We start from the raw sequence: 15,279 nt of genomic DNA on the forward strand, positions 1-15,279 counted from the left end.
TGCTACCGGTCCCGCACGGGCGTTGCAACCGCGGCCCGGGCCGGCGGGCGGCCCGGGTGCGATTGGTCACGGCCTGCCGGCGTTCGTCAGGCTGCTTTCGTCAGGCTGCTTTCGTCAGGCGGCCTTCTTGCCGCTGGCGGCGATGGCCTTCTTGTTCACGTCGCCGATGGCAAGCTTGTTCAGCAGGGAGTCGGTGTCCTTCTCTTCCTGAAGTGTCTCGTCCAGCAGTTGCGCGACCTTGTCCAGGCCGCAGGCGGTGGCATAGGCGTGCAGCGTGCCGTAGCTGGCGATCTCGTAATGCTCCACCTTCTGGGCGGCGGCGATCAGGGCGGCGTCCTGCACCTCCGGGGCGAGGCCCATTTCGAGGATTTCCTGGGCTTCGCTGATCAGCCCCTCCATCGCGTCGCAATGCTTGCCGCGGGGGCGGGTGTCCAGTTCCTCGAAGACCTGCTGCAGCCGCTCGACCTGGCCGTGGGTCTGTTCGAGATGGGCTTCGAAGGCCTTGCGGAGCTGTTCGGAATGGGCGGCCTTGATCATCTTGGGGAGGGCCTTCGTGATCTGCTTCTCGGCGTGGTAAATGTCGCGGAGATCCTCGATCAGCAGATCCTGCATCGTCTTGGCAGCCATGGTGACGGTCCTTCCTCGCTATGAATGTCCGTCCGGCGGGTCTTTGCGGAGCGGGGAACTCCTGCGCGCCGGATCGGCAGCGTGGAGAACAGCGGCGACAGCCGGGTGTTGCAGTTTCCAACGGAGACTGCCCATCGGGCGAAGGGACCGACGGAAGGGCAGGCGAATGGGCGCCGAAGGAGAATTGATATGACGGCGGGAAATGGGGACGGCGAGGTCCTGTTCGAGTTCCAGCGGGTCGGCAGCTATCTGCGGGTCACCGCCATCGATGCCCAGACCGGCGTGGAGGTGACGGTGGCCGGTCCGGCGACCGGCAGCCAGGAACTGCTGAAGCGGACGGCGATCAACAAACTGCGCTTTGTCCAGAACAAGGAGGCCCAGAGCAAGGAGAGCAAGCCGGCGCCGGGCCAGAAGCCGGGCACCAAGACGCGGCCGGGCGGGCTCTACTGACCGTCAAGGGGGGCCGGAGAGCCGGATCCGGGATCGGGAAAAGAAAACGCGCCGCCGGTCGGAACCGGGCGGCGCGGATCGAAGTCTGGCTTTGCTGATGGTGAGCGCCGGCATACCCCCGCCGACGGTCCAAGCTGTTACGCCGGACTGCCGGTCGTAGAGCGAACCGCTCGACCCCGACAGTAGACCTATGCCTGCCCGTTGGCACTGGCGCAGGGGGTGTAACGCTTGTAGAACCGCGCATCGCTGAACGAATGGCGCATAAGAAGAACGTTCTTCCGCGCCGTCCGTTCGGGCCGTTCCTTCGGCTCGTGATCGGCGGATTTGGGCGGATCGCTTCCGGACCGGCCTTGCGGGGCCGGCTGGCCTCCGGAGCAAAGGACCGAAACACCAGAGGATCGAGGCAATGGTTCGTGTGACGGCTTTCCTGCGCGTGTCACTCTTGTCGACGGCGCTGGCGGCAACCCTGCTGGCTTCCCAGGCGGCGACCGCCGCCGGGCCGGCGCAGCCGGGCGGAGGGCCGAATGCCGGCGCCCAGATCGCACAGGGACATGGTGGTCAAGGTCATGGCGGGCAGGCGGGAACGCGGTCCGGCGACAAGCAGGCCGGCCCGGCCACGGCTCCCCAGCCGACGACGCCCGCCGCCGGCTGCCTGAAGCCGGGAGTTCCGCTGTGCATGGACGATCGCGACACCTTCGTCAGCGCCGACAGGATGTCGTCCTGTCAGGGCGAAGTGAAGGAGTATGTCGACAAGACGATGGCCTACCTGAACTGCCTGAATGACGAGAATATCGCCACGGGGCGCGAGTTGAGCCGTAATGTCGACCGCTTCAACTGCCGCCTGTCGGGCCGGAAGGGCTGCGCCGACTGAGGCGTACCGTCCACCGCCCGGGCCGGCCCGAACACCGGGCCGGCTTTTGACGCCGGCCTTCGGCGACCGTGAGGGCCGGACGCGTCTTCAATCAATCCGATATGGCCTGTACCGGCCGAACACGCACACGGACCTGATCCCGGCGGGGACCGGTCCGCGTTGCATACGGACTCACTCTCGTTCAACCGGCCTTGCGGCGGGTCTGGCGGCCGGAACTGCGGCCCAGGCCGATGCGCTTGGCAAATTCCGAACGCTGCGCCGCATAGTTCGGCGCGACCATCGGATAGTCCGCCGGAAGTCCCCAGCGGGCGCGGTATTCGTCCGGCGACATGTTGTAGGTCGAACGAAGATGCCGCTTCAGCATCTTCAACTTCTTCCCGTCTTCCAGGCAGACGATGTATTCGGGCGTCACCGACTTGCGGATCGGAACGGCCGGCTTCAGCGGTTCCGCCGCGACCTCGCGGGGCTGACCATTCAGTCCGGTCAGCGACGAGTAGACCGTATTGATCACGTCGGGGATTTGCTGAGCAGGCAACACGTTCTTGCTGACATACGCCGATACGATGTCGGCGGTCATCCGCAGCAGCGCATTGTCCGGTACATCGGCGCGAAGCTGGTCGCTCATTGCACTGTGTCCTGGCATTTTCATTTGTCCGTACGAACCAAGTTGCATACCGTGATTTGAGTGTCAATATAATTCCGGCAAGCGTCAAATCAGTTGCTCTTGCGATTCAGAACAAAGGAGCAAGGCGTAAATCAGCTTTCGCTGAAAACCGTCGTCGCGTCGTGGCTGTGTCGCGGCTTTAAGGCGCGTCTAGTAAGGACCGGCTTGCGATTTTCCGAAGACAGGGATGCGGCAATTGACTGATTTCGCAATCCTATAACGAATCGGCTATTTCCCTTGCTTCCACGATTCGGCGACGAAGGGGTGAAAACAGGGCAACAACTTTTGCGGGAGTCGATTGCCGCGCCGCACGGGGCCGATCGAGGCCGGCGGGGCGGGGCGGGGCGGGGCGGCACGCCTGGGCAAGCGGGACGCCCCCGGCCCGATCCTAGCCATGCATCCATGTCATGGTGTGGCTGTGGCGGTTTGCACCGACATCTGGTAGGGTACGGGCGTCTTTTCGCCGCTTCGCCCATCACCGCATCCGCTACCGCACGCACCGGAGTTTCCGTCGTCATGACCGTCAGCACTGTGGCACTCGCCTCCGATCACGCCGGCTACGAGCTGAAGGCTCAGATCGCCCGGCAACTGGAGGCCGCCGGCTACACCGTCCTCGATCTCGGCACCGACGGTCCGGCTTCGGTCGATTACCCGGATTTCGCCGCGGCGCTGGCCGCCGCCGTCACCGACGGCCGGGCGCAGCGGGGCGTGCTGATCTGCGGCAGCGGCATCGGCATCAGCATCGCCGCCAACCGCCATCCCGGCATCCGCGCCGCCCTGGTCCATGACGTCACCACCGCGCGCCTGTCGCGCGAGCACAACGACGCCAACGTGATCGCACTGGGCGCGCGCATCATCGGGCCGGAAATCGCCAAGGATTGCGTGGACGCCTTTCTCAAGGCCGAATTCGAAGGCGGCGAGCGCCACAGCCGCCGCATCGCCAAGATGGGCTGAGCGCCGCCGGCGCCGCCCTTTCCTGGCCCAGCATTCGGCCGCAGAGGCCCGCAACCGGGGCGCGACAGAACCCGGACCGACCAGTATGGAAGCCGCCCGTCCGGGCCGCCCGGACCGCTTCATGTCCTTCGATGAGGAATCTTCCGCCATGACCAGCAGCAACACCGCCGAGATCGGCCGCTTCTTCGCCGCCTCGCTCGCCGAGACCGATCCCGAACTGGCCCGCGCGGTTCGCGACGAGTTGGTCCGCCAGCAGGAGCAGATCGAGCTGATCGCCTCCGAGAACATCGTCTCGCAGGCGGTGCTGGAGGCGCAGGGCTCGGTCCTGACCAACAAGTATGCCGAGGGTTATCCGGGCAAGCGTTACTATGGCGGTTGCGAATTCGTCGACGTGGCGGAAAACCTGGCCATCGAGCGCGCCTGCAAGCTGTTCGGCTGCGACTTCGCCAACGTGCAGCCCAACTCCGGCTCCCAGGCGAACCAGGCGGTTCTGCTGGCCCTGCTGCAGCCGGGCGACTGCGTCCTGGGCATGTCGCTGGCCGCCGGCGGCCACCTGACCCACGGCGCCGCGCCGAACATGTCGGGCAAGTGGTTCAAGGCCGTGCAGTACGGCGTGCGCAAGGACGACCACCTGATCGACTTCGACCAGGTCGAGGCGCTGGCCCGCGAGCACAAGCCGAAGCTGATCATCGCTGGCGGCTCCGCCTATCCGCGCGTTCTCGACTATGAGCGTTTCCGCGCCATCGCGGACGAGGTGGGAGCCATCTTCATGGTGGACATCGCCCACTATGCCGGCCTGATCGCCGGCGGCGTCTATCCGAACCCGTTCCCCTACGCCGACGTGGTCACCACCACCACCCACAAGACGCTGCGCGGCCCGCGCGGCGGCATGGTGCTGACCAACAAGGAGGACATCGCCAAGAAGATCAACTCGGCGGTGTTCCCCGGCCTGCAGGGCGGTCCGCTGATGCATGTCATCGCCGCCAAGGCGGTGGCCTTCGCCGAGGCGCTGCGTCCGGAGTTCAAGACCTACGCCCAGGCGGTGGTCGACAACGCCCAGATCCTGGCCAAGACGCTGATCGACGGCGGGCTGGACATCGTGTCGGGCGGCACCGACAGCCACATCGTGCTGGTCGACCTGCGTCCGAAGAACCTGACCGGCAAGGCGGCGGAAGCCAGCCTGGAGCATGCCGGCATGACCTGCAACAAGAACGGCGTGCCGTTCGACCCGCAGAAGCCGATGATCACCTCCGGCGTCCGCCTGGGCAGCCCGGCGGCGACCACCCGCGGTTTCGGCACCGCCGAGTTCCGCCAGGTCGGCGAGATGATCGTCGAGACCCTGGACGGGCTGGCCGCCAGCAACTCCGGCGACAACACGGCGGTGGAAGCGGCGATGCGTGAGCGCGTGCGCGGACTGTGCCGCCAGTTCCCGATCTATCCCACCCTCTGACGCGACAAGGTGATCGACAGATGCGCTGCCCGTTCTGCGGAAACGAGGATACCCAGGTCAAGGACTCGCGCCCGACCGAAGACAACTCGGCAATCCGCCGGCGGCGCTTCTGTCCCAGTTGCAGCGCCCGCTTCACCACCTTCGAACGCGTCCAGCTGCGCGAATTGACGGTGGTGAAGAGCAACGGCCAGCGCGAGCCCTTCGACCGCGAGAAGCTGTTGCGGTCGATGAGGATCGCGCTGCGCAAGCGCCCGATCGATGCCGACCGCATCGACCGGGTGGTGAACAGCATGGTCCGTCAGCTGGAGTCCTCCGGCGAAAGCGAGATTCCGTCGAAGCAGATCGGCGAGAAGATCATGGAGGCGCTGCAGACGATGGATCAGGTCGCCTACATCCGCTACGCCTCCGTCTACAAGGACTTCCGCGAGGCGTCAGACTTCAACGAGTTCGTCGAACAGCTGGCGCCGGAAGCCTCGCCGGGAATGTGATACCGGCGAACGCTTGAACCGACCTTTCAAGCGTTCGCCGGCGCCGCGACGGCGGCGGCGCGCCCCCATGGGCGCGGTAAAGCCTGCGTGGCGTTTGAACGCGATACGGCAGGTCAATTCATTGGCCCGCCGGTATGAGCGCATTTTGGGGGAGGGGGGCACATGACGATGCCCCGCCCCCGCTCGATCCCTCACCCGAACTGCGCCAGGATCGCCAGCAGCAGGATCGCCACGATGTTGGTGATCTTGATCATCGGGTTCACCGCCGGGCCGGCGGTGTCCTTGTAGGGGTCGCCGACGGTATCGCCGGTCACCGCCGCCTTGTGGGCGTCGGATCCCTTGCCGCCGTGGTTGCCCTCTTCGATGTATTTCTTGGCGTTGTCCCAGGCGCCGCCGCCCGACGTCATCGAGATGGCGACGAAGATGCCGGTGACGATGGTGCCCAGCAGCATCGCGCCCAGCGCGGCGAAGCCCGCCGCCTGACCGCCGATGGCGGCGATGACGATGTACAGAACCACCGGAGCCAGCACCGGCAGCAGCGAGGGGATGACCATCTCCTTGATGGCGGCACGGGTCAGCATGTCCACCGCCCGGCCGTAGTCGGGCTTGGCGGTGCCCTCCATGATGCCGGGGATCTCGCGGAACTGGCGGCGCACCTCCACCACCACCGAACCGGCGGCGCGGCCGACGGCGGTCATGCCCATGGCGCCGAACAGATAGGGCAGCAGGCCGCCCACCAGCAGGCCGACGACGACATAGGGGTCGTTCAGCCGGAACTCCACCGGCACGTTCGGGAAGTAATGGCTCAGATCCTGGACATAGGCGGCGAACAGGACCAGCGCAGCCAGACCGGCGGAGCCGATGGCATAACCCTTGGTCACCGCCTTGGTGGTGTTGCCGACGGCGTCGAGAGCGTCGGTGGTGACGCGGATGCTGGCGGGCATGTCCGACATCTCGGCGATGCCGCCGGCATTGTCGGTGACCGGCCCATAGGCGTCGAGCGCCACCACCATGCCGGCCAGCGCCAGCATCGTCGTCGCGGCGATGCCGATGCCGAAGACGCCGGCCTGGCCATGGGCGATCAGGATGCCGGCGCAGATGACGATCACCGGCAGGGCGGTCGATTCCATCGACACCGCAAGGCCCTGGATGACGTTGGTGCCGTGCCCGGTCTCCGACGCCTTGGCGACGCTGCGCACCGGGCGGAAGACGGTGGAGGTGTAGAACTCCGTGATCCAGACCAGCAGCCCGGTGACGCCCAGGCCCACCAGGGCCGAGACGAACAGGTTGACGCCGTTGATCGAGGTTCCGTCCGCCATCGGGATGGCGCGGGTGAAGCCGAACATGATCGCGGTGACGATCAGGATCAGCACCAGCGACAGCCCGGCCGCGACGATCAGCCCCTTGTACAGCGCCTTCATGATGGCGTTGTCGGCGCCCAGCTTCACCGCGAAGGTGCCGGCGACCGAGGCCAGGATGCACACCGCGCCGATCAGCAGCGGATAGACCAGCATCAGCCGCAACACGCCGCCAGAAAAGAAAATCGCCGCCAACAGCATGGTGGCGACGATGGTGACGGCGTAGGTTTCGAACAGGTCGGCGGCCATACCGGCACAGTCGCCGACATTGTCGCCGACATTGTCGGCGATGACCGCCGGGTTGCGTGGGTCGTCCTCCGGGATGCCGGCCTCCACCTTGCCGACGAGGTCGGCGCCGACGTCGGCCCCCTTGGTGAAGATGCCACCGCCCAGCCGGGCGAAGATGGAGATCAGCGACGCGCCGAAGCTGAGCGCCACCAGCGCCTCCAGGATCGTGCGGACCTCCACCGGGTCGTTGACGCGGTAGACCAGGGTCAGGATGCCGAAATAGCCGCCGACTCCCAGCAGCCCCAACCCGACCACCAGCATGCCGGTGATCGCCCCCGATTTGAAGGCGATGTCCAGCGCCGGCGCCAGCCCGTTGGTCGCCGCTTCCGCCGTGCGGACGTTGGCGCGGACCGACACGTTCATGCCGACATAGCCGGCGCTGCCCGACAGCACGGCGCCGATCAGGAAGCCCAGGGCCACCGGAAAGCCCAGCGTCACCCACAGGATGACCAGGAGGGCCACGCCGGCGATGGCGATGGTCGTGTATTGGCGGTTCAGATAGGCACGCGCCCCTTCCTGCACCGCTGCGGCGATGGCCTGCATCCGCTCCGATCCCGGCGATGCGGCCATGACTTCTTTTCCGGTGCGATAACCGTAGGCCAGCGCGAGCAGGCCGGCGGCGATGATGACGATGAACGCTAAAGCCATCGCATCCCCCGATTGATTTCAAGGTCGCGCCCAGGAAAGGCTGTCTCCCAACCGTAATCAAATGGGGGAGAAGTCGGGCGCAAGTATTCCCGGAAAAAGCATGCTCTCGGTGCCGCCGCTTTGCAACCGTCGCCCGGTCCAGGGCGGCGCGACGAATCGGCGGCAGGCGGACCTGTCCTTTATGGGTAGTGGCGATATTCTGCGCCGCACAACAGGCGTGGGTTTCAGGAAAACAGGCGCGGGATCAGAGATTGCGCTGCGTAACCGCCTGAACCAGAACGTCCTGCACGGCGTCCTTGCCGATGACTTTGCCGGCGGCCTCGATCAATTTGGCCTTTACGGCAGGAATATTGACCAATGCACCGCTGAGGATCGATTGGTCGGCGATGCCCCCATAGAGAGCGGTAAGGAAGGCGTCGGTCAGGCGCGGCTGGTTGGCCTGGGCCATCGGCTGCTTGTCCAAACGCACCTCGACCGCCACGACGACGGTCACGAACTGCTCGACTCGGGACGGGCCGATCATCGGCACCACCAGCGGCGGCAGACGGACGAAGGCGGTGGGGGGCTTCGGCGGCGGCTCCACCTTCTTCGGCGGCGCGTCCGCCTGTTCGGTAAAATACTTTTGGTAGACGAACCAGCCGCCGAAGCCTGCGCCGCCCAGCAGCACGATGCCCAGGACGAGCACGATCAGGGCCTTGACCACCTCGGAACACCTTTGCAGACACGGAATTGCCGAACCCTGCGCCGGTCATGCTTTCGATTGTCTTAAAGCGAATTTGCATTCGCTTTGGATTCAGATGGCCTCATTCGCCGGTCGGGCTTCGGCCGCATGGGCGGCCGGGACCGCCGTCGCGATCCAAATCGGATTGCAATGCGCTTTAAAGGAGCGGGGGAGGGGAGCAGGCGGTCAGAAATGGTCCCAGCCGCGGCGGGTCAGCGGCAGGCTGGCTCCGGCGCCGTCCAGTACCGTGACCTCGCCGGGCAGGCCGGGCGTCAGTTCGCCGATCTCGGTGATTGCGACCCCGCTGTGTGCGGCCAGTGCGGCGAGCGCATCCCGCGCCGAGGGCGGGGCGGTGAACAGCAGCTCGTAATCGTCGCCGCCGGTGATGGCCAGCGCCAGCCGGGCGGGGTCGCCGTCGATGGCGTCACGCGCCGCATCCGACAGCGGCACCATGCCGGTCCGCAGCAGGGCGGCGCAGCCCGACTCCTCACAGAGATGCCCAAGGTCGGCCACCAGCCCGTCCGACACGTCCATCGCGCCGCTGGCGAGCCCGATCAGGCGCGGCCCCACCGTCATGCGCGGGTCGGGCCGGCGCAGGCGGCGCAGCAGTTGGGCGCCGGTTTCCTCATCCGGGATGTCGAGCCGGCCATAGGCGATCTCCAGCCCCAGGGCGGCGTCGCCGATGCAGCCGGTGACGAAGACGCGATCTCCCGGCCGCCCGCCCCAGCGCGGCAGGGCGCGGCCGGTGGGGACCAGGCCGAAGGCGGTGACCGACAGGGTGATCGGGCCGGTGGTGGAGACCGAATCGCCGCCGGCCAGTGCGATGCCGAACTGCCGCTGCTCCTCGCCCAACCCGGCGGCGAAGCCTTCCAGCCAGGATTCGTCCAGCCCACGGGGCAGGGCGGTGACCAGCGTGTAGGCCAGCGGCTCCGCCCCCATGGCGGCGAGGTCGGACAGGTTGCTGCGCATCAGCTTGGCCGCGATGTCGGCCGGCGCATCGTCGGGGAAGAAATGCACCCCGGCCACGATTGCGTCGGTGGTGACCACCAGTTCCCGCCCCTCCGGCACCCCGAATACGGCGGCATCGTCCCGAAGGCCGCGGGCGCCGGGAAACCCGGCGGCCAGCGGCTTGAAGAAACGCGTGATGCGGCCGAACTCACCGAGGGGGGGAATGGTCATGGGTGCCTTCACGCACTCACCCTCTCCCGCCCCGGGAGAGAGCGGTTCTATCACTCCTCGCCCGAGCCGCGGCCGGGGTCGGGCTTGGCGAGGTCGTCGGCGCGCAGCGCGCGGGCGACGTGGTCGAGCACGCCGTTCACCATCGCCGGCTCGCGGCCGGAGAAGAAGGCGCGGGCGACGTCGACATACTCGCTGATGAGGATGCGCGGGTGGGTGTCCATATGGACCGCGATCTCATAGGCGCCGGCGCGCAGGATGGCCCGCAGCAGCAACTCCAGCCGGTCGAGCGGGAAGCGCGGGTCGAGCGCCGCGCCCAGCACCCCGTCCACCTCGGCCCGGCGGTGGACGACGCCGCGGACGATGTCGGCGAACAGCTGCGGGTCGCCGGCGACGAACTTGTCGCCGTCGATCTCCTCGCCCAGCCGGTGGGCGACGAACTCGCCGACGACATTCTCGACCGGGGCCTGGGCCAGATCGATCTGATACAGCGCCTGGGCCGCGGCCAGACGGGCGGCCTTGCGGCGCGCCTTGGCGGAGCCGCCGCCGGTCTTGTTCTTGCGGGACTTCGATTTGCCCTTGGAGTCGCCGCCCTTGGGGGTGTGATCGGGTGTCACGGGGCTGCCCGCGTCGTCGTTGCTCATGATCTGCTGTCGCTAAAAGAGAGGAGATGTCGGGGTCAGCGCGGATAGAGGCGGAATTTGCGCTTCAGGTCAATCATGTCAAGGCAGGCCCGCGCGGCGCGGCCCCCCATATTGACCGATCCGACATTGGCGCGCCCCCAGGCCTGTTCGCGGTTTTCCACCGTCAGGATGCCGTTTCCGATCGCCAGACTGTAGCGCAGGGCAAGATCCTGAAGGCCGCGGGCGCTTTCGGCACAGATCGTTTCGTACCGCGTCGTTTCGCCCCGGATCACGCAGCCCAGCGCCACATAGCCGTCGAAGCGCTTGCGGGCGGTGAAGAAATCCATCGAGCGGATGGCGTACATGATCGCCGCCGGAAGTTCCAGACAGCCGGGCACGCCGTACCGGATGTGCGTGGCGCCGGCGCGGTCCAGTTCCGCGACGGCGCCACGCGCCAACTCATCGGCGATGTCCTCGTGGAGGCGGGCATCCACGACCATGATATGGGGCGTGTCGGTCATCCGGCGGCGTTCTGTTCCTTAAAGCGAATTTGCGTTCGCTTTGGCTTCATCTGACCTCATCCGCCGGTCGGGCTTCGGCCGCATGGGCGACCGGGGCCGCCGTCGCGGTCCATAGCGGATTGCAATCCGCTTCAGTCGTCGCCGAAGTCGGCTGCACCCGGATTGATGGCGCGGTGGCCGACCACGGTCAGGCCGTAGCCCTCAAGCCCGATGATCGGCTTCTTGCGGTTCGACAGCAGGATCATCCTGCGCACGCCGAGATCCAGCAGAATCTGCGCGCCGATGCCGTAGTCGCGCAGTTCCGGCGCGCTGCCGGACTGCCCCTCCAGCCGGGCCTTCAGGACGGTGGACAGTCCGTTGGGGTTCGGCTCGCGCAGCAGCACGACGACGCCGCGTCCTTCCTTGGCGATCAGCTCCATCGAGGCATGGAGGTCGTTTTCGCGGCCGGAGTTGCGGTCGCCCAGCACGTCGTCCAGCACCGACTGGGCATGCATGCGCACCAGCACCGGCTCGTCGCCGGAGATGTCGCCGCGCACCAGCGCGATGTGCTCCGCGTACTGGATCTTGTTGATGTAGACGTAGGACTGGAAACGGCCGCCGAAGCGGCTGTCCAGCGTGCCGGCCAGCACCTGTTCGACGATGGTCTCGGTGCGGCGGCGGTAGGCGATCAGGTCGGCGATGGTGCCCACCTTCAGCCCGTGGAACTGGGCGAACTGCACCAGATCCGGCAGGCGGGCCATGGTGCCGTCGTCGTTCATGATCTCGCAGATCACCGCCGACGAGGAATGGCCGGACAGCCGGGCGATGTCGACCGACGCCTCGGTATGGCCGGCGCGGACCAGCACGCCGCCGTCACGCGCCAGCAGCGGGAAGATGTGGCCGGGGGTGGCGAGATCCTGCGGGCCGGACGCCGGGTCGATGGCGACCGCGATGGTGCGGGCGCGGTCGGCGGCGGAGATGCCGGTGGTGACCCCCTCGCGCGCCTCGATCGAGACGGTGAAGGCGGTCTGGTGGCGCGACGCGTTCTGCTGCGCCATCAGCGGCAGGCGCAGCCGCTCGATGTTCGGCCGGTCCATGGTGAGGCAGATCAGGCCGCGGCCATGCTTGGCCATGAAGTTCACCGCTTCCGGCGTGGCGCAGGAGGCGGGGATCACCAGATCGCCCTCATTCTCCCGGTCCTCGTCGTCGACGAGGATGAACATCCTGCCTTGACGCGCCTCTTCGATGATTTCTTCGGCCGTCGACAGGTATTGGTGAAACTCGGACGTCATTCCTGCCCCGCGAGCCGGGCGACATAGCGCGCCAGCATATCGATTTCGAGATTGACCGCATCGCCCTCCTTCAGCCCGCCGAAGGTGGTGGCGGTCTGGGTGTGGGGGATGATGTTGACGCCGAAGCGGCTGCCGTCGACCTCGTTGACGGTCAGCGACACGCCGTCGATGGCGACCGAGCCCTTCGGCGCGATGTATTTGGCGAGGGTGGCCGGCGCCTCGAAGGTCAGGCGCAGCGACTCGCCTTCAGGACGGATCGACAGGAGCCGGCCGACGCCGTCGACATGGCCGGACACGATGTGCCCGCCCAGCTCGTCGCCGACCTTCAGCGCGCGTTCCAGGTTGATGCGCGTGCCGGCTTCCCACCCGCCGAGCGTCGTCTTCGACAGGGTTTCCCGCGACGCCTGGATGACGTAGGTCCCCGGCCCCTTTTCGATGACCGTCAGACAGACGCCGTTATGGGCGATGGACGCCCCGATCGCGATCGTCTCCGTGTCGAAGGCGGTCTCGATGGTGAACCGGGTGTCGCCCTGCCGCTCCACGGCCCGGACGCGCCCGACATCGGTGATGATTCCGGTGAACATGGCGGCGAATTTAGCAGGTTTCGCGGCCAGGGGAAGCGCGCGCGACACCGCAGCGGACGCAACGGTCTGTTGCGTGGCCTGAACCGACGGCATATCCGGTCCTCAGGAGGCGATGCGGCGATAGCTTTCGGCCAGATCGGCGCCGGCACGGCGGACGGCGGTGCGTTCGAAGCGGGCCATCGCCGACAGCGCATCGACTCCGAAGCCGGCAACCGCCGGCAGCCCGTCTCCCCCGATCAGCGACGCGGCGCGGAACCACTCCAGCCGGTCGACCAGACCGGCGCCGAGCAGGGCGCCGGCCATCGCGGCGCCTCCTTCCACCAGGACGCGGGTGATGCCGCGGGAAGACAGGGCGGAAAGGGCGGCGGCGGGATCGACCCGGCCATCCGCACCGGCGGCGACCGCGATCACCTCCACGCCAAGCGCGGTGAGGGCTTCGGCACGCGCGGCGTCGGGGCTGGGGCCGGTGACGACCCAGGTCGGGATGCGGCCAGCGCCGGCGGCCAGCTTCGCCGCCGGGGACAGGCGCAGGCTGCTGTCCACCACCACGCGCACCGGGCTGCGGTCGCCGAGGCCGGGCAGGCGGCAGGTCAGTTCGGGGTCGTCGGCCAGCGCGGTGCCGATGCCCACCAGGATCGCGTCATGGCCGGCGCGCAGACGGTGGCCCCAGGCGCGGGCGGTCGGGCCGGTGATCCATTGCGACTCGCCGGTCCGGGTGGCGATGCGGCCGTCCAGCGTGCTGGCGACCTTCAGCGTGACCAGCGGGCGGCCCAGCGTGATGCGGTTGAAGAACCCTTCGTTGAGGGCCAGCGCCTCGGCCTCGCGGACGCCGGTGACGACCTCGATCCCGGCGTCGCGCAGGCGGGCCAGCCCGCCGCCGGCAACCCGCGGGTCGGGATCCTGGCAGGCGACGACGACGCGCGCCACCTTCGCCTCCACCAGCGCCAGGGCGCAGGGCGGCGTCTTGCCGTAGTGGTTGCAGGGTTCGAGCGTGACGTAGGCGGTCGCCCCCTCGGCCCGGCCCGGCAGGTCACGGACGCGGGCCAGCGCCTCCGTCTCGGCATGGGGACGGCCGCCGGGTTGGGTCCAGCCGCGGCCGATCACGGCGCCGTCGCGGACCAGCACGCAGCCGACCGCCGGATTCGGCCAGGTCCGCCCCAGCCCCCGCGCGGCGAGCGACAGGGCGGCCTGCATATGGTGCAGGTCGGTGTCGGGATCGGGGAGGACGGGCACCGAAGCCGGCCTCAGGTCAGCTGCCGGGGCCCTTGCCCTTGGTGTCCTTGGCGGAGAAGCGGCCGACGTTGCCCATCATCTGTTCCAGGAAGCCCATCTCGCGGCCGGCGGTGGGCGTCGTGCGCTCCACCAGATCGATGTCCTGGCCGTTCGACTTGTCCAGCGTCCTGATCTCGCGCAGGACGCCGGCATCGTCGAAGCGGGCGATGACGACGCGGCGCTCCGTCACCTCCGGCTCGAAGAAGGCGGTCTTCTCGGTCTTCTGGCCGATGTAGTACCAGACATTCGGATCGAAGGTGCCCACCGAGGTCGGCGTGCCGAGAACCGCGGCGACGTCGTCGCGCCGGCTCTGGCCCGGCTGCAGCTCCGCCACCTGCTGCGGGTCCGTCAGGTTGCCGCGGGTGGCGACGACGGGGGAGCAGCCGGTCGCGGCGAGGCCGGCGAACAGGACGCTTCCCAGAAGGACAGTGCGAATGACGACGCGCGGAGCGGAAAAGTTCGATCTGGTCATGGTGCTCGGGCTATGATGGAGCCGGCGGGGCAGGGAGGCCTTTCACCAAAGTGAATGTCCTCATCGATCGGGACAATCGCACCGGCTGCTTCGCCCTGTCAACGAGACTCCGAGTCGGGGAAGGGCTGCCGTTCGTGTCAGGAAGTTTTATCGGCCGTTTGCTTGACCGTGTCGGCGGCGGCGCGCGCGCCCGGAATGCCGAGGCGGTGGGCGGGCTGTTCACCGGCATCGTCGCCCAGGCCCGCCAGCCGGGCTTCTACGCCGCACTGGGCGTGCCGGACACGCTGGACGGCCGGTTCGAGATGGTGGCGCTGCACCTGTTCCTGGTGATGCGCCGGCTGAAGGGGCAGGGGGCCTTGGCGGCCAAGCTGTCGCAGCGCCTCTACGAGACGATGGTCGACGACTTCGAGAAGTCGATCATGGAGCTGGGGGCCGGCGACAGCGGCATCGCCCGGCGGGTGAAGACGATGGCGCGCGGCATGGCCGGGCGAATCCGCGCCTATGACGAGGCGCTGGCCGAATCCGGCGATAGCCGGCTCGAAGTGGCGCTGGACAACAACCTCTATGGGACGGTGGATCCGGTGCCGGACGGAGCGCTTCCCGCCATGGCCGGCTATGTGCGCGCCTGCGTCGCGGCGCTCGACGCCCAGCCGCTGGAGGCGCTGATGCGCGGCGAACTGCGCTTCGCTCCCGCGCCGGCCTGACGGCACACTATATATATCGCTTTTGAATATACTGCGCCTGTGGGGCCGCCGGCACCGCAGAGGGCTTGCCTTTCGCGGCCGGCGGCTGCATGTGAATCGAGGGGGCGATTGCTCCCGCCCGTTCGTTTAGACCGCCG

17 protein-coding genes are annotated in these 15,279 nt (G+C 67.7%); 6 read left to right on the plus strand and 11 right to left on the minus strand.

Annotated elements, in window-relative coordinates; genetic code table 11:
* Positions 1–114 precede the first annotated feature (114 nt).
* Positions 115–627, minus strand: a complete 513-nt coding sequence (locus DM194_RS03200) for a YciE/YciF ferroxidase family protein (protein ID WP_111065891.1) — start codon at positions 625–627, stop codon at positions 115–117.
* 189 nt (positions 628–816) lie between these two features.
* On the opposite strand from DM194_RS03200, the gene DM194_RS03205 reads away from it, so the two are divergent.
* Positions 817–1,077, plus strand: coding sequence for a DUF6898 family protein (locus tag DM194_RS03205; protein ID WP_111065892.1), 261 nt, complete (start codon positions 817–819; stop codon positions 1,075–1,077).
* Between the two features lie 406 nt (positions 1,078–1,483).
* Positions 1,484–1,948, plus strand: coding sequence for a hypothetical protein (locus DM194_RS03210; protein ID WP_111065893.1), 465 nt, complete (start codon positions 1,484–1,486; stop codon positions 1,946–1,948).
* Positions 1,949–2,129: 181 nt separating this feature from the next.
* Here DM194_RS03210 and DM194_RS03215 read toward each other — a convergent pair whose 3' ends face one another.
* Positions 2,130–2,573, minus strand: a complete 444-nt coding sequence (locus tag DM194_RS03215) for a Ros/MucR family transcriptional regulator (RefSeq protein ID WP_111065894.1) — start codon at positions 2,571–2,573, stop codon at positions 2,130–2,132.
* Between the two features lie 555 nt (positions 2,574–3,128).
* Between DM194_RS03215 and rpiB the strand changes: the two genes are divergently transcribed.
* The 3 genes from rpiB to nrdR all read left to right on the plus strand — a co-directional run bounded on the left by rpiB (position 3,129) and on the right by nrdR (position 5,504).
* Positions 3,129–3,566 carry a ribose 5-phosphate isomerase B gene (rpiB, locus tag DM194_RS03220; RefSeq protein WP_111065895.1) on the plus strand — a complete coding sequence of 146 codons (438 nt, stop codon included), beginning with the start codon at positions 3,129–3,131 and terminating at the stop codon, positions 3,564–3,566.
* Positions 3,567–3,714: 148 nt separating this feature from the next.
* Positions 3,715–5,016, plus strand: a complete 1,302-nt coding sequence (gene glyA, locus DM194_RS03225) for a serine hydroxymethyltransferase (protein ID WP_111067711.1) — start codon at positions 3,715–3,717, stop codon at positions 5,014–5,016.
* 20 nt (positions 5,017–5,036) lie between these two features.
* Positions 5,037–5,504, plus strand: a complete 468-nt coding sequence (nrdR, locus tag DM194_RS03230) for a transcriptional regulator NrdR (RefSeq protein WP_111065896.1) — start codon at positions 5,037–5,039, stop codon at positions 5,502–5,504.
* Positions 5,505–5,695: 191 nt separating this feature from the next.
* Here the strand turns inward: nrdR and DM194_RS03235 are convergent, their stop codons facing one another.
* The 9 genes from DM194_RS03235 to DM194_RS03275 form a co-directional block, all read right to left on the minus strand.
* Positions 5,696–7,798 carry a sodium-translocating pyrophosphatase gene (locus DM194_RS03235; RefSeq protein ID WP_111065897.1) on the minus strand — a complete coding sequence of 701 codons (2,103 nt, stop codon included), beginning with the start codon at positions 7,796–7,798 and terminating at the stop codon, positions 5,696–5,698.
* A 244-nt stretch (positions 7,799–8,042) separates the two neighbouring features.
* Complete coding sequence (locus tag DM194_RS03240) at positions 8,043–8,501, minus strand: hypothetical protein (protein WP_111065898.1); 459 nt, start codon at positions 8,499–8,501, stop codon at positions 8,043–8,045.
* Between the two features lie 204 nt (positions 8,502–8,705).
* Positions 8,706–9,698: a thiamine-phosphate kinase gene (gene thiL / locus DM194_RS03245; protein ID WP_111065899.1), complete on the minus strand. Its 993-nt coding sequence runs from the start codon at positions 9,696–9,698 to the stop codon at positions 8,706–8,708.
* Positions 9,699–9,748: 50 nt separating this feature from the next.
* Positions 9,749–10,339: a transcription antitermination factor NusB gene (gene nusB, locus DM194_RS03250; RefSeq protein ID WP_111065900.1), complete on the minus strand. Its 591-nt coding sequence runs from the start codon at positions 10,337–10,339 to the stop codon at positions 9,749–9,751.
* Positions 10,340–10,374: 35 nt separating this feature from the next.
* Positions 10,375–10,839, minus strand: a complete 465-nt coding sequence (locus DM194_RS03255; RefSeq protein ID WP_111065901.1) for a 6,7-dimethyl-8-ribityllumazine synthase — start codon at positions 10,837–10,839, stop codon at positions 10,375–10,377.
* 131 nt (positions 10,840–10,970) lie between these two features.
* Positions 10,971–12,110, minus strand: coding sequence for a 3,4-dihydroxy-2-butanone-4-phosphate synthase (ribB, locus tag DM194_RS03260; protein WP_111065902.1), 1,140 nt, complete (start codon positions 12,108–12,110; stop codon positions 10,971–10,973).
* Positions 12,107–12,694, minus strand: a complete 588-nt coding sequence (locus DM194_RS03265) for a riboflavin synthase (protein ID WP_111065903.1) — start codon at positions 12,692–12,694, stop codon at positions 12,107–12,109. The genes ribB and DM194_RS03265 overlap by 4 nt, the downstream gene beginning before the upstream one ends.
* A 102-nt stretch (positions 12,695–12,796) precedes the next feature.
* Positions 12,797–13,927 carry a bifunctional diaminohydroxyphosphoribosylaminopyrimidine deaminase/5-amino-6-(5-phosphoribosylamino)uracil reductase RibD gene (gene ribD, locus DM194_RS03270; protein ID WP_342792445.1) on the minus strand — a complete coding sequence of 377 codons (1,131 nt, stop codon included), beginning with the start codon at positions 13,925–13,927 and terminating at the stop codon, positions 12,797–12,799.
* A gap of 16 nt (positions 13,928–13,943) precedes the next feature.
* A complete protein-coding gene (locus DM194_RS03275; RefSeq protein ID WP_111065904.1) occupies positions 13,944–14,438 on the minus strand; it encodes an outer membrane protein assembly factor BamE in 495 nt (164 codons plus the stop codon).
* Between the two features lie 158 nt (positions 14,439–14,596).
* Between DM194_RS03275 and DM194_RS03280 the strand changes: the two genes are divergently transcribed.
* Complete coding sequence (locus DM194_RS03280; RefSeq protein ID WP_246024267.1) at positions 14,597–15,142, plus strand: ubiquinol-cytochrome C chaperone family protein; 546 nt, start codon at positions 14,597–14,599, stop codon at positions 15,140–15,142.
* Positions 15,143–15,279: the final 137 nt, after the last annotated feature.

This window comes from Azospirillum ramasamyi (genome assembly GCF_003233655.1).
Classification (GTDB): Bacteria; Pseudomonadota; Alphaproteobacteria; order Azospirillales; family Azospirillaceae; genus Azospirillum; species Azospirillum ramasamyi.